Source organism: Lederbergia sp. B243.17 (assembly GCF_057657925.1).
In genome coordinates this window covers 16,603-40,323 of record NZ_JBWBKF010000096.1, presented here as the reverse complement: position 1 = coordinate 40,323, position 23,721 = coordinate 16,603, and the positions used below count along the sequence as shown (strand labels likewise).

Genomic DNA, 23,721 nt, shown 5'->3' with positions numbered 1-23,721 from the left:
TAAAAACAGCCGTTTATTCCTCATCCGCACCGCTATATACTTCAGGTTTTAAAACGCCGATGTAAGGCAGATTCCGGTACTTTTCCGCATAATCCAAACCGTAGCCTACTACAAACTCATCAGGCACGTTAAACCCTACATAATCAGCCACGATATCAGCCTTTCTGCCTGCCGGCTTATCGAGCAGTGTTACAATCTTGATCGACGCTGCTTTCCTGTAACGGAAAAGCTCCACCAAATAGCTCAGTGTCAGTCCGCTGTCGATAATATCCTCGATGATCAGGATGTTCCGTCCTTCGACAGGGGTATTTAAATCTTTGAGTATTTTTACTTCCCCTGAAGAAACGGTCGATCTGCCATAGCTCGATACATCCATGAAGTCCATTTCCAAGTATGTATCAATCCGTTTGAGAAGGTCGGCCATAAACGGCATGGCCCCTTTTAGGACACCGACTGCCAAAGGAAACTTTCCGTCATACTCTTCCGTAAGCTGGCTGCCGAGCTCTGCCAGCTTTTCCTGAATTTCTTCTTCTGTGATCAATATCTTCTCAATGTCGTTTTTCATTGATTTGGTTGCCCCCTGAAAGATGTTGGATGCTTGCGCGCATTACGTACACATTCTGCTTCAAAGAAGGAAAGAGATCGCAGTCGGATTTCTTCAGCCCCGGCAGCCAAAGTATGGTGCCGGCCTCATCGGTCACTATTGGCCATCCCTTCCGCTCGGTCAGCGGAACCTTCTCTTCAATAAAAATTTCTTTTATTTTCTTCGTTCCTGACATTCCTTTTACTTGCATGCGGTCACCCGGTCTTCTCGTCCGGATGAAAAAAGGAGGTTGGACCCGGTCCGGATCCAAAAGCGTCACTTGATTCGTCCCGCCGGCGGGCATACAGCCCTGCTCCATCAGTTCGAGCACCATTCCATTGGGCAGGCGCACGCTTTCCCCCGGATTAAGCGGATAAAAGTAGTCTTCTTCGACCGCTTCCTCAGCAAAGGTAAAAATGCATATGCCATATGACCTTCGGACTTTGAGCCCTCCCGGCAAATCAAGAGAGCCTGATGGGTTCTCCGACTCGATCAGTCTTTTGACCATGTTGGCATGCACAGCTGATAAGTCAGGAAAATCCTGCTTATAAAGATAGTTTAATATTAGATGAATCAATCTCCTTTGTAAAGGCAAAGGCACTTCCATAAAACCATTGATATCAAGCTCAGTCCGATGTTCATCCAATTGACACAAAGCATCCAAATGCTTTACAGCTAAGCTCTCCAGGTACAGTTCATCCTCCGTCATTTCCTCGCTAAAACGCTGAAAATGTTCGGAGACCCGAGGATTCTCCGCATATAGGACGGGAAGGACTTTATGCCTGAAGCGATTCCTCGTGTAATCATCCTTTTCATTGCTCGGGTCGCGGCGGGGCTGCAGCCGATAGTGGGCACAGTACTCTTCTATATCCTTTTTTGTAACATTTAAAAGCGGCCTGATGATAAAACCTGAAGCAAATGTCCGCATTGCCTGGATGCCCGCTCTCGCCAAGCCGCTGCTCCCTCTCGTCAGGCGCATGAGGATGGTCTCCGTCTGATCGTCTCCGTGCTGAGCAACGGCAAGTTTATTTCCCTGCACTTTGTGCATCTCCTGCTCAAAAAAACGATAACGGTATTTTCTTGCCGTTTCCTGCATCCCCGCCCTGTCCGTGGCCATTTTTTCCTTTATCCGAATGGCTGCTGCCTCAAAGGGAATGCCGCGGTCTTCGCAAAAACCCCGGACAAACTCAAGGTCACCCTTCGATTCTTCCCCGCGAAGCATATGATCAACATGCAACGCCTTGATCCTGATGCGGTAAAATTGCTGCCGCCTATGTAAAAAATCCAACAGAGCCAAGGAATCCGGACCGCCTGACACGGCAATCAAGACATGGTCCCCTTCCCTGATCAGTGAATGCCTGTCAATAAACTTGCCGGTTTTCCGCTCAAACTCCAGCATGGAATACCCCTTCCTTTATACGCACCTATTCATTCCGCTATTTTAGCATGTAACTTCCCATCCATATAGGAAAGCGCCTTTTAAAATAGGTGTCCGTATATGTACATCGCGTAAAGGATGGCGGTAATGCCAAGTATGGCAGCCGTCTCAATTGCAGCACCGCTTTTATCAGGCTTCCGACTCTTACGGATACTGCTTCGGGACACCGGCTTATCCCGGGGGGCGGAGAGAACCTGCAGGAAATCCTGCTTCATTTCGGCTGCCTTGTTGTACTGCCCACGCAATGCCTTTAGCAGCGGCACTTCAAACGCCCTCAAATTGGAGTTCCCCCGGATTGCCTCTAGCAGCTGTCTTTCGCCACTTCCGTTCTTGGCAAATCGTTTCGGGTAGAAAAGATTAATCATCACCATCGCGACTGAGAATAAGTCATACGAGGGTTCAGCCTTTCTCGAACCAAGTCCCCAATAGCCACGGTCAAAAAACTCGGTGAACTCCTTTACTGCCCTGCCCTGCATCGTTGTTCCGCCGACATCGATGCACCTCAGTTGGCCAGGGTTGCCGGTGATAATAATATTTTCCGGCTTTAAGTCGCCGAATATCCAATTCTGGCCGTGAAGCTTATCCATCACATCGAGCAGCTGGAGCACCATCACTCCTGCCCATGCTTCACCTTTCAGCCTAACGAATTCCAGCAGCTCCGGACCTTCTATGTATTCCATTACATAATAATGGAGCCTGCCTATCCTCCGATCCCAATCATCGACATCAATCAAAGAAGGCCCGAGGGTGAATCCCTGGACCTTTGCGAATGCTTTCAGGACATTGACCTCTGTAATAATGGACGCGCCATCCGCGCTCATCTTCAATGCTGCCGCCTCTCCCCGGCTGTCCCGGATCAGATAGACAACACCGTTCGCGCCTGCTCCGAGTTTTTTTATAATAGTATATTGCCCACCATGCCATTTTCCCGAAATTTGCGTTCCGGGAAAAACCTCACATGGATTCCTCTGAGAATGGTTGTTCATTTCCTGAAATCAACTCCCTGAACGATCGCTTCCTCCGGAAATTGCTGATTGCCTCGCGAATCGCCGGTCCTGTCGGGGTAATGCCGCCTGTAGTCAGCTTCGGAAAAACGGCGGATAGCGTATTTAAGTTCGGTGTCCAATCCAGCAGCTTCTCCGTCTCTTTTCGTTTCCCGGGAAATACTGAAATGGAGAACCGGTTTTCTCCTGTCCGTGCTCCAAGACTCAGAGACAAATCAAATAATGCCTCTTTGACGACAGGGAGCTTGTCTGCCATGCTTGCGCTCGTATCGATTAAAACGAGTACATCGAGTGCAGATGTCTCACCCAGCTCCTCTACAACCTCCATCACTTCTCCTCTCTGGTCAGGGGGCAGCTCCTCCAATGTTTTTCCTTGTCCGAGGATTTGTTTCAGTTCGCGGTTCACCACTCCCTGCAATGTTTGTGTCATCGCTTTTCTCGTGACCATCTGTACAGTTTGGGACAATTGTTCCGTGAATACCGTCTGGCTGATTCCTCCTCCCGCCGTGGCGATTGCCTCTATTTCGTCCTTTCCCCTGCCTTCAATCGTACCTTTCGCCATCACGCCGATCACATTGACCGTTATCCCGCTCTCCTTCGCCAGCGCCGCCATTGCGACCGGGTCCTCCCCCTGATTTGAACAGCCGTCAGTAATCAGCAAGATCTGTTTCAGTGTGCCTTTGCTCATATGCTCCCTCCGTCCGGTTTCGTTTAGCTTCATCCTCGCCGGACGGCCTTATTTTTATACGCTGATCAAGAGATTTTCATCCCTCTCGACCTCACGGGGATTGCTGCCCATTTCGGTGTATTGTGACTGATTTTCACCGCGGCAATTGTCATGTCATCGGCAATTTCACCCGAACAGGTCCTGATCACTTCCTCCATGATCAAGTCGGCGACTGCCTGTGGATCCCCTGTCTCCAACTCCCTGAGCTTGCGCTTCATCCAAATCTCATAATTCTCGACGTGTTTCGGGCCTTCAAACACACCATCGCTCATCATGATGACCATATCCCCCGCCCGGAGCTGGACAGACACCACATCGACATCAAACTCCTGCAAAATGCCAATCGGCAAATTGCCCGCTTCTATTTTCATCACTTTGTCACCTCTCTTAATGAAGCTGGGAATCGAACCGATCTTTAAAAACTTTGCTTGGGCAGTTTGCAAGTCGATCATTGAAAGATCAAGGGTTGAGAATATCTCATCTGTCGTTCGCAAAGATAGGATAGAGTTAATCGACTTAATGGCGATTTTTTCTTCGATGCCTGACTGCAGGATCGTCTGAAGCAGTTTTAGCGTTTCATTGCTTTCATGGTGGGCACGCTCTCCATTCCCCATTCCATCACTGATAGCCACTGCCACCTTCCCAGGTCCAAGTTCAATCGTGGAATAGCTGTCACCTGATAAAAAGCCGCCTCCTTTCGCCGCATGGGCAACTCCCGTTTCAACGACAAAGCTTTGTGCTGAGCGGAGCGTGATACAGCATTGATCAGCCGGAATATCTGGCCATGTTTTGTTCTGGACGATGATCGTTTCGTCCAAGATATCCGACAGCAGCGGAGCAATCAGTTTCTCACACTCGCCGAATCCGCGGTCATTCAGCATGATAATATCAATATCTATATTGCCTGCTTCGAGGCTGTATACTTCCACATGTTCAATTTCGACCCCGAATTCCAGTAGCGCCTGGAGCATCATCTCCTCCTGGCGGTTATGGTTCTCCTGCTCTCGCTGGATTTCTTTCGCAAAGTCGCCCATCACCTCCGATACACCAAGTAATTGCTCTGCCACGAGCCGCCTGCTTTCCTGTACCTGCTTTTTCAACTTTTCATTCGCCCGCAGAAGGGTCAGTTCCTGATGAACGGCATCCCGTACCTTATCAGGACGGTTGCAATGCTTGTCCAAGTTTCGATAAACACTTCCTGAAATGTTCCCTGCATTTTCGTCGAGATCATGCATGACATCCCGCATCAGCGCATATGTTTTATCAAACTGGGCTCCCCAGCATTGGGCCTTTTTGTAACAGGTTTGGCATGTCTTCTCAGTGACATTGCTTAAAAACAGATCAAACTCCTGTTCTTCATCGTCAGGCTCCTCCCACTTTTCCGGCTGTGAAAAGCTGCTTGAGAGAGCTTGGAAAACCGATGAAAATTGTTCGACTCTCCGCACCGTAACATCCCGGACTTTCCTTGCATACTTTTGCTGGTCCTGCGCATGCTCGACAGTTCCGGGAATGTGCTTGGCAAGCTTTTCCGCTATTCCGACTGGAGTTAACAATAATAGAAGAATGGCTGCTGCCGACTCGAGCGTAGTCTGCATCAATGAGATGGAGGACTCGGTATACATCCCGATCAGCAACGTAGCCACCATCAAGCCGACTGCCGTCCCTGCACGTTTTCCTTCCTTTAATAAACCTCCGAGTAATCCGGCGAAGGCAAGCAGACTCATCTGATAGAAACTCGCCATACTTGCCAGACTGAATATCAGTCCCGTTACGACTCCGACTGTCGAACCGACCGCTGCTCCTGCGGCGAACGCAAATAAAATGACCAGATACCTCGATAATATATGTTCAATAGACAACTCATAGATTGTCCAACCGATCGTGCCTGTCATTACGGAGGCGAGCATGATAATGAGACTGATCACCTCTTCAGTCCGCAGAGACTTTTTCCGTTGCTGGGAGATGAGGAAGGGGATGCTCTGCATGAAGATATAGACGAGAATGAGAGCAAGACAGGCCTCCACTCCGGCCATCACCGCGTCGTACTGAGGGATGGTATATCCATTCGAAAGATAAATCCATGAAAGCTTAACCCCCGCCGCAAGGAGTCCCACAGTATAAGGAAGTGCTTTAAGCGGATGCTTGTTCAACTTTTCTACCAGCTTAAAGATCGGCAGGAAAACAAGGCAAAGGACAAAGGTGAATGCGGCATTACTGATAGAAAGTGTTAAAGAGCTAATCAGCAACCCGAGCATGGCGATCGGTGACTTTTCCCGCCGCAGTACATAGACCGCAGCGAAAAACGGCAGGACAAAAGGTGTTAATTGCGAAAGGATGAATGCCCGTCCCAATAAAATGGAAACAAAAAACAAAGCCAGTCCTCTTTGGATTAAAATGTTCTCCAGTTTTAGCTGCAGCTTTTTTAGCCCGTCCAGCAAATCAAACTTCGCCCCCGAAACTGCCAAATCTCCCGCCGGCTCCAACAAACGTTCACTTTTCTCCATCTCCTACCCACTCCCCCTGTTATTGTTCGTTGACCCATTATAAACAAAATTACGCGGAATATTTTGTCAATTGGACAGAGAGAAAATGGCAAATCGTTCGACGTTATTGGGCAAAATCTAAGTGCCTCGCATAAAAAATGCCAAATAGACATCCCAATAGACAAACTGCGGTAAACGACAGATAGACAGACACACAGAACCGATCACAAAAACAGATTTGTTGTTGACAAGCTGCCAGGACGCCGGTATTATAGAGAATGTGTTTTAATTTTGGCGGCGTAGCTCAGCTGGCTAGAGCGTACGGTTCATACCCGTGAGGTCGTGGGTTCGATCCCCTCCGCCGCTATAAGAATAGCATCTGGCAGTCGTCTGTAGATGCATATCAAACGAAAAAAAGTGCGGGCCTCCCCTTGAATAGGGAGCCCGCACTTTTTTTAAATAAAAACAAGCGGCAGGCCTAAACTAACTGGGGCCTGCCGCTTGTTTTACACGTTCTATTAAAAAAACAGACAGCAAGTTAACCTCGCCTAGCACCGCGTCCGCCGCGTTTTGATTCCGTATTACGCTTCAGGGAAGATAAACGATCTTCACTGTCCTTCAAGAATTTGTTCATTTTCTGTTCAAATGTCTCTCTTGGGCGGAAATCAGTAGTGCGATTTGGACGCGGACGATGGTTCGAATGGGATGGAGCCGGCGGCTGATCTTTCGCTTTACGGATAGATAAACCAATTTTACCGTCCTTTTCAACATTCAGGACTTTCACTAATACTTGATCACCGACTTTTAGATGATCGTTGATGTCTTTTACATAATTGTCGGCGACTTCACTGATATGAACAAGTCCCGTTGTACCTTCGGGCAGTTCTACAAACGCCCCAAAATGAGTGATGCCTGTTACTTTACCCTGTAACTTGCTGCCTACTTCAATCGACATAAAAAAATTTATCCTCCTTAAAGTATAAGAAATGAACCTTTATGATATATTATATCGCTTCTGGAAAATAAGTGTCAACCAGCGGTCTATTTCTCCTTACCTTTCTCTTTTTCTTTCTTCTTCGGTTCCGGAATGTTGAAAATGGTTTCACCTTTGTCAGAAAGGAAGTATTCACTCCTGGCAAGTTTGGCTATGTATTCGTCATCATTCAGCTTTACAATTTCGTTCTCCAGAAGGGACTGTTTCTTTTCGAGCTTGGCGAGCTCCAACTGGAGTTGTTGTTTCTCCTCCTGCTTCGCCTCAAGCGCAGAAGTACGAGCAATCAGCGTTGATACGAATAAATACGTGCAGGCTATCATCAGGATGAGAAAAACGGATAAACGCCTGAAAAGTAATTTTTTCCGTTTCTTTGCGAGCCTTGCGCCCATTTCCTGCTGTTTCATATATTGGGTTTCTAACGATGCAATCGGCAGCCTTTTCTTCGCTCCCATCCTGCCACCTCCTACTGTTTTTTCTGAAAAAATCTGCGAATGAAGTGATAGCCTCTACGTAACTTATTCTTGCTCCAATCTATAGTTCCTGCCAAAGCGGCAAGTTTTCGTGCGACATAATTTGTTGCGGTCTTCGGCAGCATTCTCCAAAGAAGACGAAGTAGCCAAACGACCGGCATGAATATAATCTTTATAATCCATAATATCACGTTCATAGCCGTTTTTACAACAGCCAGCAGCAGCTTCCCGATCAGCGTGAGGAGAGAAAACAGCAGCATGAAAATAGCTGTAATCGGCCGGAAGATGAGGAGCTGTATCGTTCTCCTGATCAACCTGGCGCAAGCAAGGAAAAACCGGATCAGCCATTCAAGCAGCTTCAGATAAAATGATTTGAATAGTGCCTGATATGCCGCAAATCCGCATAAGAGGGCCAGCAGCAAATAAAACCGCAATTCCCCGTAGTTAACGAGGAAAAGTAGATAAAAAAACAATAACCCATGGACAAGCCAAAAGAGTACGTCATAGATGAAGACAATCCACCCGCTGCGCTTATTTCTCTGCAGAAACCTCTGGTATGTGTCAAGGGCAGCCCCGAACCAACTTCCGGCTCCGACCATGGCCAGCATTGTATATAACTGGACAGACAGACTCATTTGAACAGCTTGCCAAAGAGCCCTTTAGCCTTCTCCCCGTGATGATCATCCAGATAAACGAGATCATACACCTTTCCTTTAATTGAGACGATGCCCTTATCCACATCAAGGTTTTTCATTTGTAAATTCTGGCCGCGGACTGAAAGAAAGCCCATGCTTGTTTCAAGCAGAAATTCCTCATTGTCGAAACTCTCCACTTGCTTTACGCCCGTGATTTCCAATAACCTGCGGCCTCTCATCGTTACATCATGCTCCGCAGCTGCCCCTTTTCCGCCTTGAACAGACTCATACTGGTTCATCCCATATCCCCCGCTTTACATCTGGTTTACTATACGTTTATGAAGCGGGGGGCAAAATTAGAACAAGCCCTATGCCTGCTCTTCTTCCGAGATCCGTTCCTCCTTGAGGACAGAGAACATGTTTGCTGCGTCTTCCTTTTTCGTAGACTCTTGCAGCTCCTCGACTTTGACGGTGACGAGCTTCTGGCCGAACCGGATTTCCAGCTCATCGCCAACCTTTACATTGGTACTGGCCTTCGCCTGAATCCCGTTGATTGTGATTCTTCCTTTATCCGCGACTTCCTTGGCCAAGGTTCTCCGCTTGATCAATCTTGATACTTTTAAAAACTTATCCAATCGCATAACTGACATCATTTCACCCCATTACTTTCCTGATTGCTTTGCTTCATCCCAAAAATGGTCAAGCTGCTGCAGTGTGAATTGCTCAAATGGCTTTCCCGATTCGCGGACCTTTTGTTCAACATATGAAAATCGGCGCCGGAACTTGTCATTCGTCATTTGCAGTGCCTCTTCAGGTTGGATCCCTGCAAGTCTTGCAGCATTAATCACAGCAAAAAGCAGATCGCCCAGCTCCGCAATCTTCTCTTTTGTTGTTCCCTTCGCCACTTCCTCTTCAAACTCCTGCATTTCTTCCTTTACTTTCTCTATCGCTTCCTCAGCCGTATCCCAATCAAACCCCACTTTGGCAGCCTGTTTTTGATATTCATAGGCGCGAAGCAAGGCAGGAAGACCCTTGCTTGTCTTATTAAGTAGAGAGGCAGGAGGTTCATCATCGCCCTTTTCCTTACGCTTGATTTCCTCCCAATTGGCGACAACTTCTTCAGCATTCTCTGCCATTGCCGTACCGAAAACATGCGGGTGGCGCCGGATCATTTTTCGTGAAATGCCCTCAATCACCTCATCGATTGTAAACATCCCTTCATCCTCGCCGATTTGGGAATGGAGCATCACCTGCAGAAGGACATCGCCGAGCTCCTCGATCATATGCTCAATATCATCCTCATCAATCGCTTCAAGAAGCTCATACGCTTCCTCGATCAGGTACTTTTTCAAGGATTCATGTGTCTGCTTTTTGTCCCACGGGCAGCCCTCTGGCCCCCTTAGCTGTGCGATGATCGACCGTAATGTCGAAAACTCATGGTACGGCCGCTCAGGAAGAGGCGGAATGTATAAACTGCGCAAGTTATTCACCGCAAGCTCCCAGTCTATTTGATATAAAGGGACCGTGCGGATGACTTCATCCTTCCCGCCAGCTGATTCGATCATGTACACTTTATGCTCATCAGGATACTTTTCCATCAGTGCAAGCTTGACGTCTGAAGCGGTGAAAGAGTCGTATACTTGTGCAATGATGACGTGCTGTACCGGATTTGCATCTTCTTTCTTGAGTGCAGTTCCGTCGAGCAGCTGGAAGCCTTCGATCGGATCCACTTTGACTGCGGAAAACAGACTGTCCAAAAAGCTGTGGCCGCCGGCGATTTTTATTTCCACTCCTGCCTCTTGTCCCCTTTCAAGCAGAAGCTGGACTGTTTTCTCAGCCATCATCGGATGACCGGGAACCGCATAGATTACATCCTCTGTAGCCGCTCTTTCTAGCAGCACTTGGACAATCTCTTCGTAAACTGCTTCGAATTGGTCGTGTTTTTCATAAATGCCGTCAAAGAAAGTAAACTCAATTCCTTCTGCAGCCAACTCCTGAATGACCGGATGCTCTTTCGTTCTCGCATATAAATGCGACGCTCCTTTTAGACGTTTATAAACGCCGAGCGGCAGCTGGTCGAGGTCTCCCGAACCAAGACCGATAATTTCTATTTTATGCATATCGTATCCTCTTCTCTTTTAACCGCCTCATCTTTTACCGATGGGCAGAAGATTTCGCTCTTCCTCATTCAGCAAGCTGCTCTTCCAAATAACCGTAAGATAGACGAAACCGCCAAGCACTACACCAGATAAGGCGATGACAGCGGACCATCCCCTTCCAGACTCGCCAATCCCTGCTGTCACCTTTAAGAAAACCTGCAGCACAATGGTCATAGATAGAACCGCAACAGCTGCCGGCTTGACGAATGATGCTACAAATCGACGTATCGGCAAAATCCCATTCAGCTTTCTGAAAAAAAACCAGGCCATAAATGCTAGACTGAACACCGTAGAGATGGCCGCTCCCATCGTGCCCACCTTCGGAATAAGCACGTCGTTCATGATCCACTTCATTGCGACTCCTATAAGAATGTACAAGGCGGGACGATCGACCATGCCGATTCCCTGCAAGATACCGCTTATCAATAAAATGATCGAGCAGAATAGAATGGAAACGGCTAATACGCCGAGAACAGCGGATCCTGCCGCATTTTCAAACAGCATCCTATTGACGGGCCGAATCAGATTGGCCAGCCCGAAGGCTGCACCTGTTCCGACAATCATTGTCAGTTTCAGCGCAGTCAGCATCTTTCCCCGCGCTTCTTTCATCCCTTCTTCATTTGCCTGCCATTGCCGGGCAATCACCGGGACGATCGACAGGGAAATTGACGTTGCCGCAACAGTTCCCAGTTGAAGAAGAGGCTGTCCCCTGTCATAGATTCCCTTCAGCATCTTCGCCTCATGCCCGGCTGTGCCTTCTTGAATGAGGAGCGGATACAAGCTGAAGGAATCAAGCAATTGCAGCAGTACAAGTACCATACTGCTGATGGCAATCGCTGCGCCTTGAACGATAATCACCTTTCCCAGTCGCCAATTCACACTAAAACTTCCTGGCTGGAAAGCAAGACCCTGCTTCCGGATAAACAAAAGCAGAACGAACAGCCCGGCCAGCCCTCCTGCAGCTGCTCCGGCCATTGCTCCTGCACTCGTTTCATAGAGAGAATAGCCCGCTCTTACCAAGAAAAACGAACAGCCGAGGATCGCCGCCACTCTGACAATTTGCTCGATGGTTTGACTGGCAGCGGTCGGCATCATGTTTCCCACCCCTTGGAAATACCCTCTGATCACCGAAAGGAATGGCATCAGCAAAAATATAAGAGAGGTAGACCTGATGACCGGGACAAGTTTGTCATCGCCCATTACCCGGGCAACCCCCTCCGCACCAGCAAAAAACAACAAAAACAGCATGAAACTAACCAAAACCAAACTAAAAAATGCGGTTTGCAGTAAGCCGGAAAGCTGTTTCGAATTCCCTGCCCCTCTATCCGCGATCAGTCGGGAAAGGATGACTGGAAAACCTGAAATTGAAAGTCCCGCTGCAATTCCGTAGATTGGATATACTTGTTGATAAATATAAAATCCGGTATCGCCCACAATATTTTGAAAAGGAACCCGATACACGGCACTCAGAATTTTAACGATAAAGGCAGCGGCTGCCAGCACAGCAGCGCCCTTTAACATATTGTTCGCTTCCTTCGCCTCTGGCAAAATGTCTCCCGGCCTTTCATAACCTAATAAGGTGCATTATACCATATCGCCAGGAATGAAAAAAATGGACCGGGTTGGTCCATTTTTTTAGATATTATGACTCCATCTGCCTGGCCAAAAAGCCAGCAGCGGTTTCAGCTGATTTCTGTTCCACTTCGCCCAGCATCTTTTCCTTCGAAAAGATGAATACCGCTCCAATCGCATCTCCATTGGCAATAATAGGAGCCATTGCATAGGATTGAATTTCTTCCTCGTTTCCGTCGACAATTTCTACGGTTCTTGCCTTTTTTTCCAAATGGATTTTTCTGTCGGCCATCGCCTTTTCGAGCAATTCGCCATTCGATTTGCCGACATACTCCTTTTTGGAGGCGCCGGAAACGACTATAATTTCATCCCGGTCGCAGATAATAACTGGACTGCCCAAGCTGTCGAACAGCGCTTCCCCATATTCTTTTGCAAAATCGCTTAGTTCATTGATCGGGGAATATTTCTTCAGGATTACTTCCCCATCCCTGTCGACAAAAATCTCCAATGGATCGCCTTCCCGGATCCGTAATGTTCTGCGTATTTCTTTAGGGATAACAACTCTTCCCAAATCATCGATTCTACGTACGATTCCTGTTGCTTTCATTCTTATGCTGCCTCACTTTCATCAGATGATTTCGACAGACTCCGTTCCAATTAAACAGGTCTACGATTTCAATGTATTGCCATCAGTTGTTGATTTTAGTATCTTTCAAATCAACCGTTCTATACATGGAACGATAAATAAGAAAGTAAAATGTGATGGAACACTGTCGTTCGGGAATGTGTACCTATTTAATATTGTTCATAACAGAAAAAAGCGACGTCTTTTTAGCCTGGCTCGCTAAGACAAGGTGGATCATCGCTCTTTTCTAAGCCTGCGCCAGGCCAAGCATCGCTTTGCTGCTAACGCAGGCTCATCACCAGCTCTCCATTACTTTTTTGCGGTTTCTAAATTCTTGATGATGTCCATTGCCATTTCCAGCCATGTGTCAGTTGCCATCTTGGAGTTCTGAATCGTGATCTTCAATTTTGATCCTTCCATTCCGAGCCCCACTTCCCTGCCATGGCGGCTGCAAATGCTGAAAACCTTCGATCCGTCGATTTCCGCGGTCCCATCCTCCGTCATATAAATGATGATTTCCGTTTTCGTCTGTTTGATCGACTCCAGCTTGCTTCTTTTTGCATATACTTTCATTTCTGCGACAGTGAATAGGTAGCCGACTTGGTCCGGGTAATCTCCGAAGCGGTCAATCATCTCTTCTCGCAGCTCTTCAAGTTCATCCAGCGTTTCAATGTTCCGGAAACGTTTGTACATTTCAATCTTCTGGTTTCCATCCGCGATGTAGGCATCAGGGATGTAGGCATCCAATTCAAGCTCCACCTCAAAGACGGGCTGGTCGATTCTAATTTCCCCTTTTCGCTCATCAATAGCCTCTTTGAGCATTTGGGAATACAAATCAAAACCGACCGAATCGATGAAGCCGTGCTGCTGGGCCCCGAGCAGGTTTCCCGCCCCCCTGATCGACAAGTCACGCATTGCAATTTTAAAGCCGGATCCGAGTTCAGTAAACTCCTTGATCGCTTGCAGCCTTTTCTCCGCTACTTCCGTCAACACCTTATCTTTCCGGTAGGTAAAGTAAGCGTAGGCGATCCGATTGGAACGGCCGACCCTTCCTCGCAACTGATAAAGCTGGGAAAGACCCATCCGGTCTGCATCATGGACGATCAGCGTGTTGACATTTGGAATATCGACGCCTGTTTCGATGATTGTGGTCGTTACTAGCACATCGTATTCACCGTCCAGGAAGCTCAGGATGATCGACTCAAGTTCCGCCTCAGACATCTGACCATGGGCAAAAGCAACCCGTGCTTCTGGCACAAGCATGGAAATCTCCTCGGCTTTCCGCTCGATGTCCTCCACCCGATTGTAAAGAAAATAAACTTGCCCATCACGCGCCAATTCCCGTTCTATCGCTTCTTTGACCAGTGCCCCGTTATATTCCATTACATAGGTCTGAACCGGGTAACGGTTCTCTGGCGGAGTTTCAATGACGGACAGATCGCGGACGCCGAGCATCGACATGTGCAGCGTCCTTGGAATCGGTGTCGCCGTGAGCGTCAGTACATCAATATTCGTCTTCAGCTGTTTGATCTTCTCTTTATGGGTGACACCAAACCGCTGCTCTTCATCGACAATGAGTAAGCCAAGGTTGGCGTATTTGATGTCTTTGGATAAAAGGCGGTGGGTACCCACTACAACATCCACTGTCCCATTTTTCAGCCCTTTGAGCGTCTCGGTCTGTTGTTTCTTTGACCTGAATCTGCTTAGCAGCCCGACATTTATCGGAAACTCTTGGAACCGTTCTTTCATCGTTTCAAAATGCTGCTGGGCAAGAATGGTCGTCGGTACAAGGATGGCAACCTGTTTGCCGTCCATGATCGCCTTGAAGGCAGCACGGATGGCGACCTCCGTTTTTCCGTAACCGACGTCTCCGCAAAGCAAGCGGTCCATCGGGCGCTCCCTTTCCATATCCTTTTTGATTTCCACAATCGAGCGGAGCTGGTCCTCAGTCTCCTGGTAAGGGAAAGACGCTTCGAATTCGCGCTGTGTATCTCCATCTGGGGAAAAGGCATAGCCTTTAGCAGCTTCCCTTTCGGCGTACAGCTTGATCAAATCATCCGCAATGTCTTTGACGGACGTTTCGACCTTCTTCTTGACCCGTTTCCATTCTGTACCGCCAAGCTTATAGACCTTCGGATCCTTTCCTTCAGAGCCGACAAACTTTTGGACGAGATCAATCTGGTCAATCGGAACATACAGCTTATCATCACCCTGATACTTGATGTGCATATAGTCTTTATGAACACCATTGATCAGCAACGTCTCAATTCCGAGATAGCGGCCAATCCCATGATTAACATGAACAACATAGTCGCCGGGCTTCAGCTCCGAGTAGCTCTTGATCCGCTCTGCATTTGAAAGATTCTGCCGGCGCTTCGATCTTCGCGTCTTTTTATTGAAAATCTCTTCTTCGGTTAAAACGACAAGCTTCGATAACGGAAGCTCAAAACCGCTATGGAGCGTCCCTTCAATGATCTGAATGCCTGGCTGCAGCCGATCGGGATGATCGACAACAGCCGCCTCGATATCATAGTCATCAAAAATCGACTGGACTTTTTTCGCCCTCTCCATTGTGGGTGCAAGAAACACAACCGAAAAGCGCATTTTTACCCAACGTTCCATTTCGGCCTTGAGCAAGTTCATCTGGCCATGGAAATTCTGCATCAGCTTGCACGGGATATTTGCGATATTTTGCGGATTTGTATTCGGAATATGACGGATGAATAAGGACAAATAAACCCGCGGGAACGAATATGCTGCAAGCAGATTGGTAAATTGATGGGCCACTTTCGCCCCATTTGTGATTTTTCCCGTTTCGAGCAGGGATGTAAACCATTCCGCCTCTTCTTTCTCCAACCGCTCATCCATTTCCTGAATTCTGCTTAGCTCGTCAAAAATCAGCAAACTGTCGGAAGATAGATAGTCTAGCAAACTGGCGGGGCGGGAATAGGCAAATGAGAGGTACTTGAACATTTGCTCGGGCTTTTGGCCGTTGCGGAGCTGCTCAATATCATAGCCGATGTTTTCGCTAAGCAATTCTTTCGTCTGTTCGTTTTTCATTTTCGCTATTGTTTTGGAAAGATCCGCTTCCAGCTTACTGGCCAAGTCTATGAACATTGCCGGATCGACAGGTGATTCGGAGGCCGGGCCGACTGTAATGGAATCGAGTTTTTCCATCGATCGCTGGTCATCGATTGAGAAGGTACGGATGGAATCGATCTCTGTATCAAAAAGTTCGATCCGGATCGGATTCTCCTCCGTCAACGGGTAGATGTCGAGAATGCCTCCCCGAACGCTGAACTCCCCTGGAGCGCTGACCATATCGGAGCGGCTGTAGCCCATCTGGACAAGTGTCGTCAGGCTTGCCTCCAGATCCAGATCATCACCGAGCCCCAAACGCAGCTGGTATTGCTTCCACTTTTCAGGCGGCGGCAAAATCCGCCTTAACCCTGCAAGCGGAATAACGAATATCCCTTTTTTACCCGAAGCCAGATAATTGAGCATTTCCAATCTCTGGCCCCTCAGCTCAGGACTGGACGTGCCGAGTTCAGCAGCAATCAACTCATTGGCAGGATACAAAAACAGCTTCTCTTCTTCTATAAATTGGCTTAAATCATCGAATAGCTTCTGAGCCTGCAGCAGGTTATGGGTGACAACCGCGACAGATCTGTTTGTTTTATTGGCTGCCGCTGCAATAAACACAGACCTGGCTGAGCCTGAAAGCCCGGCCGCCAGCTGTTCATGCAACCCTTCTTCGACGCCGTCAATGATTGATTGCATTTCATTTTGCTGGAGCAGTAAACTTTGTAATCCTTGCATATTTATCTCCTCTTCCAAGAAATGGCCATACGTCAAAACAGAAAAACGCTTTGGATTTTTCTCCAAAGCTTTTTACTGTATAAGGTGGTCGTATTGATGCATATCCGGATTGCGTTCGTATGCCTCTTGGCAGTTCTCGCATATGGCTTTGATGTGCACATCGCCATTAGCATCGTAGGCTACCATTTCTTGTTTTTCCTGATCAGTTAGTGTATGAAGGCCAAGCTGCTCCTCGTGAAAGGAACCGCCTTCAATCTTTCCGATGCCCGCCGAACACCGGCTGCATTGATAATATATAGCCATGCTGCGCCTCCTTGCCTCAAACAAATCTGTTCATGCTTCAGTATGAACGATTCTTTGCGGAGTTATGCATCACTTGGCGTTGAACTGATTCATTACCTCCAAAAAAGGCTTAGTAAACCATTCTTCGCAAGCATCCGCGCTCAGCTTGACCATATTTTCCACCATTTCCCGCTCTTCCTTGCCGAATCGCCCCAGCACATAGTCTGGAACCTTCATTCCTGCGGGCGGGCGGTCGATCCCAATTCGGATACGATTGAATTCCTGCGTACCAAGGTGGGCTATTGCAGATTTTATTCCATTATGCCCCCCGGCGCTCCCTTTCTGTCTCAGCCGGATGCGTCCGACCGGCAAATCAAGGTCATCATAGATGATGGCCAGATCCTCAAGGTCAATATCAAAGTAATCCATGAAGGGACGGATGCATTCACCCGACAAGTTCATATACGTCAACGGCTTCAGCAGGAAAATCTTCTCTCCCCCTGAATGCACAGTCGCATACACACCGTTAAACTTCGTCTGTGAAAGTGGTGCATTCAGCCTTTCCGCGAGTTCATCAATTACATCAAAACCTACATTATGTCTTGTTTTATCATAAGCAGAGCCTGGGTTTCCCAATCCTACAAGCAGCTTCATCATGTAAACACTCCTGAATAAAAGGCATTTCCTTTTTATACTCTTTCCATTATAGCTGATTTTTTGCAAATAAACGACTTTCGAAGGCAAAATCTCTCGACCTGCAGCCCGAAAGCCGCTCCAAACAGAAATGCCGCAGAACGGGTACTCCATTCTGCGGCAGAGGATTGTTGTTGTTATTCAGCTTCGGTCGTTTCCTGTGCTCCTGATTCTTGGGCTTCCGCCTCATCCGCATCCTCCCGGTCTTCCTCTACACGTGGAGGCTGGACGTTGGCAATCGGCTCATCATCCTCATGGTTGATTGTGACAGACACAGTATTTCGGATATCACCGACAGTAATGGTTTCACCGATGTCTAGATTGGAGGCATCCACTTCAATTGCCTCAGGTATCTTGTCTGGTACCGCCGTCACTTGCAGTTCATGGAGCAGAACTTGCAGAACACCGCCACTCTTGACGCCGAGTACGTCCTCCGACACTTCCACGCGGACCCCTGCTTCAATTTCCTGGTTCAAGTCGACAGCAAGGAAATCGGCATGGATCACAGTGTTTTTGAGCGGATCTTGCTGGTATTCATGAAGGATGGCATTCACTTTTTTGCCGTCGACATCAAGGCCGATGACCCCGTTTCTGCCAACATCTCTCATGAGTTTTGAAAATTCGGCTGCATTCACGAATATTGGTGTATTTTCTACTTCATAACCATACACTACGGCTGGAACCTTACCGTCTTGCCGAAGCTGTGTAAGCTCCGATCGGCGGCTGCCGGAACGCTTTTTTGCCTCTAGCGTGTTACTCATATTATCGTCCACCTTCTCCCTGAAATGTAAAACCAAATGCTATTCCATAGTTTTACCATAACATAAAGCACTTTAAACCTCTAATCAAATGCAAGAATTGCATGAATTGAGGGACTCCTTTACAGTGAAGCAGGCCGGGTTTCCAATACGGAACCCGGCCTGCTTATCTATATTCTGTTTGTTATCAATCGAAAAGGGTGCTTACAGATTGGTTTTCATGAACGCGGACAATTGCTTCGCCGATGAGGGAAGCGACGGAAAGTTCTTTGATTTTGTCGATTTTCTTTTCTTCCGGCAAGGAAATTGTGTTTGTGACGACAAGCTCCTTAATGTTCGAGTTGTCGATTCTTTCAATGGCTGGCCCTGATAGAACAGGGTGTGTACAACATGCGTATACTTCCTTCGCTCCGGCCTCTGCCAAAGCTCCGGCTGCCAATGTAATCGTTCCTGCCGTGTCAATGATGTCGTCAATCAAGATCGCTGTTTTGCCTTCGACATTACCCACGATGTTCATCACTTCGGCAACATTCGGACGCGGTCTTCTCTTGTCAATGATGGCGATCGGTGCTTTCAGACGGTCTGCAAGCTTGCGTGCGCGTGTCACCCCGCCGTGATCCGGAGAAACAATCACAATATCATCGCGCAAAAAGTTCTTAGCTTTGAAATATTCGCCCAGAATCGGCACGCCCATAAGGTGGTCGATCGGGATATCAAAGAATCCCTGGATTTGCGGTGCATGCAGGTCCAATGTAATTACCCTTGTTGCCCCTGCCGTTTCAATCAGATTGGCGACAAGCTTGGCTGTGATTGGCTCTCTCGCTCTTGCTTTCCGGTCTTGCCTTGCGTAACCATAGTACGGGATAACGAGGTTGATCGTTTTGGCAGAAGCCCGTTTGAGCGCGTCAATCATGATCAGCAGTTCCATCAGATTATGGTTGACCGGTGCGCTTGTCGATTGAATGATATATACTTCGCAACCGCGAATGCTTTCTTCAATATTTATTTGGATTTCTCCGTCGCTGAATTGATTGACAGAGCACTTTCCAAGCTCTACTCCGATATCCTTGGCAATTTCCTCCGCCAAGGGGCGGTTGGAGCTTAGTGAAAATAATTTCAGGCTAGGGTCTAAATATTGGTTGGGCATGACTGACCTCCGGTTATTTTTTCAAATTTAATTTTGAAACGTAGTTGTCTTTATTCACTTGGCGTGCGCGTGCAATCGATAGAGCTTCTTCAGGGACATCCTCGGTAATGGTTGATCCGGCTGCAACATACGCACCTTTCCGTACTGTTACCGGCGCCACTAAGTTGGAATTGCAGCCGATGAACACGTTGTCTTCGATCTTGGTTACGTGTTTGTTTTTGCCGTCATAGTTCACTGTAATGGATCCGCAGCCAATATTTACATCGGCTCCTACTTCCGCATCGCCGATATAACTGAGGTGGGATGCTTTGCTGCCCTTGCCGATTTCCGCTTTTTTGATCTCAACGAAGTTTCCGACCTTCGCTTCATCTCCAATCGCTGATGCAGGACGAATATGAGCAAACGGACCAATTTGGACATGAGAACCAATCTTGCTGTCATGCACGACGGATTGCCGGATGACGGTTGCCTCTCCCACTTCGCTGTCCTTCAACTCGCTGTTCGGACCAATTGCACAGTTGGGGCCAATCGTTGTCTTCCCTTTTATGACGGTTCCCGGATAGACGGTTGTATCCGGACCGATTTGAACATCGGTATCAATGTAGGTGTGGGATGGATCGATGAGGGTCACTCCGTTTTTCATATGCTGCTCATTGATTCTCGCTCTCATGACACGTTCAGCTTCTGCTAGAGCCACCCGGTCATTTATCCCCATTGTTTCCTCGAATTCAGAGGTCTGGTAAGCAGACACAACTTCATCCGCTGATTTTAAAATCTCGATTACATCAGGAAGATAATATTCGCCCTGTGCATTTTCATTTGATACCTTGCTCAACGCATTGAACAGTGATTGGTTGTCAAAGCAGTACGTACCGGTATTAATCTCTCTAACAGCCAGTTCAGATGAATTGGCATCTTTATGTTCGACAATTTTCTCTACATTGCCTTCATGATTGCGGATGACGCGCCCGTATCCGTCCGGTTTTTCTGTATAGGCAGTCAGAATCGTCGCTTTGGCTCCCTGCCCTTCGTGATGCTGAATTAAGGATTCCATCGTTTCAGCTTTTATGAGCGGGGTGTCTCCGCATATAACAAGGGTCGTTCCGTTCTGTTCGCCTAATATATCCTTCGCTTGCATGACTGCATGGGCGGTGCCGAGCTGTTCCTCTTGAAGAACAAATTTGCTTTTGCCCTCCAGTTGGTTTTTCACGGTGTCTGCTCCGTATCCGACGACTGTCACCGTCTCATCGGCATGAAGTCCGGCAATATTGTCCAGAACATGTTCAACCATTGGCTTGCCGCAAATAGCATGCATGACTTTATATAAACTGGACTTCATTCGGGTACCTTGGCCAGCAGCCAGAATTATAGCGAATCTATTTGTCATAAACGGGCCTCCCTACTATTTTTCCATAATGAATATATCGTAAATAAGCCAGTTTTTCAAGGATTCGGGGAGGGGAGGCATAAAGTCGTCACAGTGGGCAGCTTAGAGGAATGGCACGAACAAGTGCGAGGCGGGAATTATTTGCGGACAATCAAAAGAGAGCCTTACTTTACCAAGTAGGCTCTTGATGTGCGGTTCTCTTCGGTTTACGAGGCGCCGGCTTCTTCTAGCTCCGGTTCTTCCACTTCTCCCAGGCGGTGGTATTCCGCCAAAACAACATCCTGGATCTTACTGCGGGTGTTTGAATTGATCGGATGAGCAATATCGCGAAATTCTCCGTCTGGCGTACGTTTGCTCGGCATTGCAACAAACAGCCCGTTATTACCGTCAATCACGCGGATATCATGAACAACGAATTCATTGTCCAAAGTAATCGAAGCAATCGCTCTCATTCTTCCTTCTGTGTTGACACGGCGCAGTCTCACATCTGTCACTTCCATTGTGCTCACCACCTTCTGTTCCTAGATAGAATCATACTTAAGTATTCTACGGATGTTGGCAAACTCCTTCTTGAATTGTGAATTTTTTTTAAAATTAATGTATAAGTGGTTTATTTTTCCTCAAAAGGGCAATATATATATATGTTTTTGATTGCCATTCCATAATAAAAAAACTGCTCCCTTCAGCAGGGAGCAGCGAGTTACTTTACGAGAGCGATAACTTCGATTTCCAGCAGTGCATCTTTCGGCAGCCTTGCTACTTCCACACAAGAGCGCGCCGGCTTATGATTGGAAAAATATTGTCCGTACACTTCATTGATGGCACCGAAATCATCCATGTTCTTAATGAATACAGTCGCCTTGACAACTGTCTCCAGAGAGGCGCCTGCCTCTTCAAGGACAGCAGTCAAATTTTTAAAGACTTGATGCGCTTGTTCCTCGACACCGCCCTCTACCATTATTCCTTCAGCGGTCAGCGGAATCTGACCGGAGCTGTAGAACATGTTATTGACGATCATCCCCTGGCAGTAAGGCCCGATAGCTGCCGGCGCTTTGCTTGTCTGTACTGTTTTCATTCGAATCTCTCCCCTTTTAAAAGTAATTGCCTTTCTCTACACGGATTTGTCTCTCTTTCTCGTTTACATCGGCCAGTTTGATTAAGGAAATATAATCCTCCACAAGTCGTTCTTCCTGATATTCGGACTCAACCAATACAGCGATGCCGGAAACAGTTGCTCTGAATTCATCAAGCAGGTTAACCATGCCATTGATCGTGCCGCCCGCCTTCATGAAATCATCGACAATCAGCACTTTGGAACCTTCCTTTAGGCTCCTGCGTGATAGCGACATCATTTGCAGGCGTTTTGAGGATCCGGATACATAATTGATGGAAACGGTCGAACCCTCTGTCACCTTGCTGTCACGACGAACAATTACAAAAGGCACGTTCAAATGATGTGCAACCGTCTGGGCGATCGGGATGCCTTTCGTCGCTACTGTCATGATGACGTCGATTTCCTTATCGGCAACAGCTGAAGCGAGAAGCTTTCCGACCTCGTTTAAAATTTGCGGATCACCGAGCAGGTCGCTGATATATAAATACCCTCCGGGCAAGAGCCTGTCAGGGCTGGCCATTTGGGTGCACAATTCGTTGATGAACGTTGCTGCCCTTTCTGCCTTGATTTTCGGGATATATTTCACTCCGCCTGCTGCACCCGGCAATGTCTGCAGTGTCCCAATTCCTTGAGCTTCAAATGTTTCTTTGACGATTGCCAAATCTTCACTGATGGACGATTTCGCGGATTCATAGCACTCGCAGAAATGCGTCAGCGAAATCAACTCCCGCGGATGATTCAACAGGTGATGCGTCATATCAACGAGCCGCTCGCTGCGTCGAAATTTCATTCAATACCCTCCGTTCACTAAACACACCGAACATTTTTAAATAAATATATAGCATTGTCCGTACTTTTTCAAGGGACCTTGTCCATTCTCACTCTCCAAGCATTCTTACAGCAAAAACTTGCCCGCAGAAGCCACGCAGGCCATTGTAAATACGTTGCAGTCTTGAATCGTGCTGGACGAGACCGAAAACCGTCGGACCGCTGCCGCTCATCAAAACCGCATCCGCTCCGAACCTTTCCATCTGGTCCTTTATATGAGAAACCTCCGGATGCATTTTCAGCGTCACACTTTCCAATGCATTGCCCATCTCCCGGCAAATCGTTTCGTATTCCTGTTCATAAATCGCCTTGACCATTCCTTCTGTATTGGGGTGTTTCACCTGCTTCAAATCGACCCCGCGGTATACATCAGCCGTTGAAACACCAATTGAAGGCTTGGCCAAAATTACCCAGCAATTGGGCGGTGCCGGCAATCTGGTGATCTTTTCGCCGCGGCCCTTTGCAAGTGCAGTCCCTCCGTAGACACAAAACGATACATCAGAGCCGACAAGTGAACCGATCTCAGCCAGTTCATCTGGAGAGAGCCCCAGCTGCCAAAGCTTATTCAAGCCTCTCAGAGTGGCTGCAGCATCACTGCTGCCGCCGGCCAATCCCGCTGCAACCGGAATGTTCTTGTCGATAGAAATGGTGACGCCTTGCTTGATATTGTATTTGTCTTTCAATATTTTGGCGGCTTGGTATGCAAGGTTGCGCTGATCATCGGGGACAAAGCGATTTTGGGAATGGATGACAATCTTGTCCTCCCTCCGTTCCTCAAGCTCTATACGATCAGCCAGATCGATTGTCGTCATGACCATCTCGACCTCATGATAACCATCATCCCGCTTGGACAAAACGTCCAAGGACAGGTTGATTTTTGCCGGTGCCTTCATTAACAATTTCATTGCCTTCACCTGCTTGTCTTTCCGTCTCATTATTTTTCCCATTTTACCATGAACAAAAGCCGAAAACCATACAGAGAGGAGGTCGGACGGCTTATTGA

Annotated in this window: 23 protein-coding genes and 1 tRNA gene; 1 reads left to right on the top strand and 23 read right to left on the bottom strand. The window is 47.7% G+C overall.

Going from position 1 to position 23,721, the window contains the following annotated elements:
• Nucleotides 1-13 precede the first annotated feature (13 nt).
• The 5 genes from hpt to spoIIE form a co-directional block, all read right to left on the bottom strand.
• Nucleotides 14-565, bottom strand: coding sequence for a hypoxanthine phosphoribosyltransferase (hpt, locus tag AC0TWI_RS20080; RefSeq protein ID WP_488128115.1), 552 nt, complete (start codon nt 563-565; stop codon nt 14-16).
• Nucleotides 549-1,982: a tRNA lysidine(34) synthetase TilS gene (gene tilS / locus AC0TWI_RS20075; RefSeq protein ID WP_488128114.1), complete on the bottom strand. Its 1,434-nt coding sequence runs from the start codon at nt 1,980-1,982 to the stop codon at nt 549-551. Before tilS ends, hpt begins: the two co-directional genes overlap by 17 nt.
• Nucleotides 1,983-2,062: 80 nt before the next feature.
• Nucleotides 2,063-3,007 carry a serine/threonine protein kinase gene (locus AC0TWI_RS20070; protein ID WP_488128113.1) on the bottom strand — a complete coding sequence of 315 codons (945 nt, stop codon included), beginning with the start codon at nt 3,005-3,007 and terminating at the stop codon, nt 2,063-2,065.
• Nucleotides 2,976-3,713 carry a VWA domain-containing protein gene (locus AC0TWI_RS20065; protein WP_488128112.1) on the bottom strand — a complete coding sequence of 246 codons (738 nt, stop codon included), beginning with the start codon at nt 3,711-3,713 and terminating at the stop codon, nt 2,976-2,978. The genes AC0TWI_RS20070 and AC0TWI_RS20065 overlap by 32 nt, the downstream gene beginning before the upstream one ends.
• A 65-nt stretch (nt 3,714-3,778) precedes the next feature.
• A complete protein-coding gene (gene spoIIE, locus AC0TWI_RS20060) occupies nt 3,779-6,256 on the bottom strand; it encodes a stage II sporulation protein E (protein ID WP_488128111.1) in 2,478 nt (825 codons plus the stop codon).
• 272 nt (nt 6,257-6,528) lie between these two features.
• On the opposite strand from spoIIE, the gene AC0TWI_RS20055 reads away from it, so the two are divergent.
• Nucleotides 6,529-6,602: transfer RNA gene (locus AC0TWI_RS20055), tRNA-Met, on the top strand.
• A 171-nt stretch (nt 6,603-6,773) separates the two neighbouring features.
• Here the strand turns inward: AC0TWI_RS20055 and AC0TWI_RS20050 are convergent.
• The 18 genes from AC0TWI_RS20050 to ispE all read right to left on the bottom strand — a co-directional run bounded on the left by AC0TWI_RS20050 (nt 6,774) and on the right by ispE (nt 23,623).
• A complete protein-coding gene (locus tag AC0TWI_RS20050) occupies nt 6,774-7,190 on the bottom strand; it encodes a S1 domain-containing RNA-binding protein (RefSeq protein ID WP_488128110.1) in 417 nt (138 codons plus the stop codon).
• Between the two features lie 86 nt (nt 7,191-7,276).
• Complete coding sequence (locus AC0TWI_RS20045) at nt 7,277-7,681, bottom strand: FtsB family cell division protein (protein WP_488128109.1); 405 nt, start codon at nt 7,679-7,681, stop codon at nt 7,277-7,279.
• Nucleotides 7,682-7,692: 11 nt separating this feature from the next.
• Entirely contained in the window at nt 7,693-8,334 is a 642-nt protein-coding gene (yabQ, locus tag AC0TWI_RS20040; protein ID WP_488128108.1) for a spore cortex biosynthesis protein YabQ, read from the bottom strand.
• A complete protein-coding gene (yabP, locus tag AC0TWI_RS20035) occupies nt 8,331-8,633 on the bottom strand; it encodes a sporulation protein YabP (RefSeq protein WP_488128107.1) in 303 nt (100 codons plus the stop codon). The genes yabQ and yabP overlap by 4 nt, the downstream gene beginning before the upstream one ends.
• Before the next feature lie 69 nt (nt 8,634-8,702).
• Nucleotides 8,703-8,975, bottom strand: coding sequence for an RNA-binding S4 domain-containing protein (locus AC0TWI_RS20030; protein WP_488128128.1), 273 nt, complete (start codon nt 8,973-8,975; stop codon nt 8,703-8,705).
• Between the two features lie 21 nt (nt 8,976-8,996).
• Complete coding sequence (gene yabN / locus AC0TWI_RS20025; RefSeq protein ID WP_488128106.1) at nt 8,997-10,454, bottom strand: bifunctional methyltransferase/pyrophosphohydrolase YabN; 1,458 nt, start codon at nt 10,452-10,454, stop codon at nt 8,997-8,999.
• Nucleotides 10,455-10,481: 27 nt separating this feature from the next.
• Nucleotides 10,482-12,014, bottom strand: coding sequence for a putative polysaccharide biosynthesis protein (locus AC0TWI_RS20020; RefSeq protein ID WP_488128105.1), 1,533 nt, complete (start codon nt 12,012-12,014; stop codon nt 10,482-10,484).
• Nucleotides 12,015-12,135: 121 nt separating this feature from the next.
• The gene (gene spoVT / locus AC0TWI_RS20015) at nt 12,136-12,672 is read right to left on the bottom strand and encodes a stage V sporulation protein T (RefSeq protein WP_488128104.1); all 537 of its coding nucleotides are present in this window, start codon (nt 12,670-12,672) and stop codon (nt 12,136-12,138) included.
• Between the two features lie 327 nt (nt 12,673-12,999).
• The gene (gene mfd / locus AC0TWI_RS20010) at nt 13,000-16,509 is read right to left on the bottom strand and encodes a transcription-repair coupling factor (RefSeq protein ID WP_488128103.1); all 3,510 of its coding nucleotides are present in this window, start codon (nt 16,507-16,509) and stop codon (nt 13,000-13,002) included.
• A gap of 72 nt (nt 16,510-16,581) precedes the next feature.
• Nucleotides 16,582-16,812 (bottom strand): anti-sigma-F factor Fin, encoded by a 231-nt coding sequence (gene fin / locus AC0TWI_RS20005; protein ID WP_488128102.1) that lies wholly within the window; start codon nt 16,810-16,812, stop codon nt 16,582-16,584.
• A 69-nt stretch (nt 16,813-16,881) separates the two neighbouring features.
• Entirely contained in the window at nt 16,882-17,445 is a 564-nt protein-coding gene (pth, locus tag AC0TWI_RS20000) for an aminoacyl-tRNA hydrolase (protein ID WP_488128127.1), read from the bottom strand.
• Between the two features lie 176 nt (nt 17,446-17,621).
• The gene (locus AC0TWI_RS19995; protein ID WP_488128101.1) at nt 17,622-18,245 is read right to left on the bottom strand and encodes a 50S ribosomal protein L25/general stress protein Ctc; all 624 of its coding nucleotides are present in this window, start codon (nt 18,243-18,245) and stop codon (nt 17,622-17,624) included.
• A 184-nt stretch (nt 18,246-18,429) separates the two neighbouring features.
• Nucleotides 18,430-19,389, bottom strand: a complete 960-nt coding sequence (locus tag AC0TWI_RS19990) for a ribose-phosphate diphosphokinase (protein WP_488128100.1) — start codon at nt 19,387-19,389, stop codon at nt 18,430-18,432.
• A gap of 13 nt (nt 19,390-19,402) precedes the next feature.
• Complete coding sequence (gene glmU / locus AC0TWI_RS19985; protein ID WP_488128099.1) at nt 19,403-20,776, bottom strand: bifunctional UDP-N-acetylglucosamine diphosphorylase/glucosamine-1-phosphate N-acetyltransferase GlmU; 1,374 nt, start codon at nt 20,774-20,776, stop codon at nt 19,403-19,405.
• A 206-nt stretch (nt 20,777-20,982) separates the two neighbouring features.
• Nucleotides 20,983-21,276 (bottom strand): septation regulator SpoVG, encoded by a 294-nt coding sequence (spoVG, locus tag AC0TWI_RS19980; protein WP_213100123.1) that lies wholly within the window; start codon nt 21,274-21,276, stop codon nt 20,983-20,985.
• Nucleotides 21,277-21,476: 200 nt separating this feature from the next.
• Nucleotides 21,477-21,851, bottom strand: a complete 375-nt coding sequence (locus tag AC0TWI_RS19975) for a RidA family protein (protein WP_488128098.1) — start codon at nt 21,849-21,851, stop codon at nt 21,477-21,479.
• A 16-nt stretch (nt 21,852-21,867) separates the two neighbouring features.
• Nucleotides 21,868-22,680, bottom strand: coding sequence for a pur operon repressor (purR, locus tag AC0TWI_RS19970; protein WP_488128097.1), 813 nt, complete (start codon nt 22,678-22,680; stop codon nt 21,868-21,870).
• A gap of 88 nt (nt 22,681-22,768) precedes the next feature.
• The gene (ispE, locus tag AC0TWI_RS19965; protein WP_488128096.1) at nt 22,769-23,623 is read right to left on the bottom strand and encodes a 4-(cytidine 5'-diphospho)-2-C-methyl-D-erythritol kinase; all 855 of its coding nucleotides are present in this window, start codon (nt 23,621-23,623) and stop codon (nt 22,769-22,771) included.
• Between the last annotated feature and the right edge of the window lie 98 nt (nt 23,624-23,721).

Bases quoted from the DNA above. Each gene is read 5' to 3' on its own strand.
- pth (WP_488128127.1), bottom strand. From the start codon at position 17,445: ATGAAGCTGCTTGTAGGATTGGGAAACCCAGGCTCTGCTTATGATAAA.
- tilS (WP_488128114.1), bottom strand. From the start codon at position 1,982: ATGCTGGAGTTTGAGCGGAAAACCGGCAAGTTTATTGACAGGCATTCA.
- AC0TWI_RS19995 (WP_488128101.1), bottom strand. From the start codon at position 18,245: ATGAGTAACACGCTAGAGGCAAAAAAGCGTTCCGGCAGCCGCCGATCG.
- yabQ (WP_488128108.1), bottom strand. From the start codon at position 8,334: ATGAGTCTGTCTGTCCAGTTATATACAATGCTGGCCATGGTCGGAGCC.
- AC0TWI_RS20045 (WP_488128109.1), bottom strand. From the start codon at position 7,681: ATGGGAGCGAAGAAAAGGCTGCCGATTGCATCGTTAGAAACCCAATAT.
- spoVT (WP_488128104.1), bottom strand. From the start codon at position 12,672: ATGAAAGCAACAGGAATCGTACGTAGAATCGATGATTTGGGAAGAGTT.
- glmU (WP_488128099.1), bottom strand. From the start codon at position 20,776: ATGACAAATAGATTCGCTATAATTCTGGCTGCTGGCCAAGGTACCCGA.
- mfd (WP_488128103.1), bottom strand. From the start codon at position 16,509: ATGCAAGGATTACAAAGTTTACTGCTCCAGCAAAATGAAATGCAATCA.
- AC0TWI_RS20020 (WP_488128105.1), bottom strand. From the start codon at position 12,014: ATGTTAAAGGGCGCTGCTGTGCTGGCAGCCGCTGCCTTTATCGTTAAA.
- AC0TWI_RS19990 (WP_488128100.1), bottom strand. From the start codon at position 19,389: ATGCCCAACCAATATTTAGACCCTAGCCTGAAATTATTTTCACTAAGC.
- AC0TWI_RS20065 (WP_488128112.1), bottom strand. From the start codon at position 3,713: ATGAGCAAAGGCACACTGAAACAGATCTTGCTGATTACTGACGGCTGT.
- AC0TWI_RS20070 (WP_488128113.1), bottom strand. From the start codon at position 3,007: ATGAACAACCATTCTCAGAGGAATCCATGTGAGGTTTTTCCCGGAACG.
- spoVG (WP_213100123.1), bottom strand. From the start codon at position 21,276: ATGGAAGTGACAGATGTGAGACTGCGCCGTGTCAACACAGAAGGAAGA.
- AC0TWI_RS20050 (WP_488128110.1), bottom strand. From the start codon at position 7,190: ATGTCGATTGAAGTAGGCAGCAAGTTACAGGGTAAAGTAACAGGCATC.
- yabN (WP_488128106.1), bottom strand. From the start codon at position 10,454: ATGCATAAAATAGAAATTATCGGTCTTGGTTCGGGAGACCTCGACCAG.
- yabP (WP_488128107.1), bottom strand. From the start codon at position 8,633: ATGAACCAGTATGAGTCTGTTCAAGGCGGAAAAGGGGCAGCTGCGGAG.
- fin (WP_488128102.1), bottom strand. From the start codon at position 16,812: ATGGCTATATATTATCAATGCAGCCGGTGTTCGGCGGGCATCGGAAAG.
- hpt (WP_488128115.1), bottom strand. From the start codon at position 565: ATGAAAAACGACATTGAGAAGATATTGATCACAGAAGAAGAAATTCAG.
- AC0TWI_RS20030 (WP_488128128.1), bottom strand. From the start codon at position 8,975: ATGCGATTGGATAAGTTTTTAAAAGTATCAAGATTGATCAAGCGGAGA.
- ispE (WP_488128096.1), bottom strand. From the start codon at position 23,623: ATGAAATTGTTAATGAAGGCACCGGCAAAAATCAACCTGTCCTTGGAC.
- AC0TWI_RS19975 (WP_488128098.1), bottom strand. From the start codon at position 21,851: ATGAAAACAGTACAGACAAGCAAAGCGCCGGCAGCTATCGGGCCTTAC.
- spoIIE (WP_488128111.1), bottom strand. From the start codon at position 6,256: ATGGAGAAAAGTGAACGTTTGTTGGAGCCGGCGGGAGATTTGGCAGTT.
- purR (WP_488128097.1), bottom strand. From the start codon at position 22,680: ATGAAATTTCGACGCAGCGAGCGGCTCGTTGATATGACGCATCACCTG.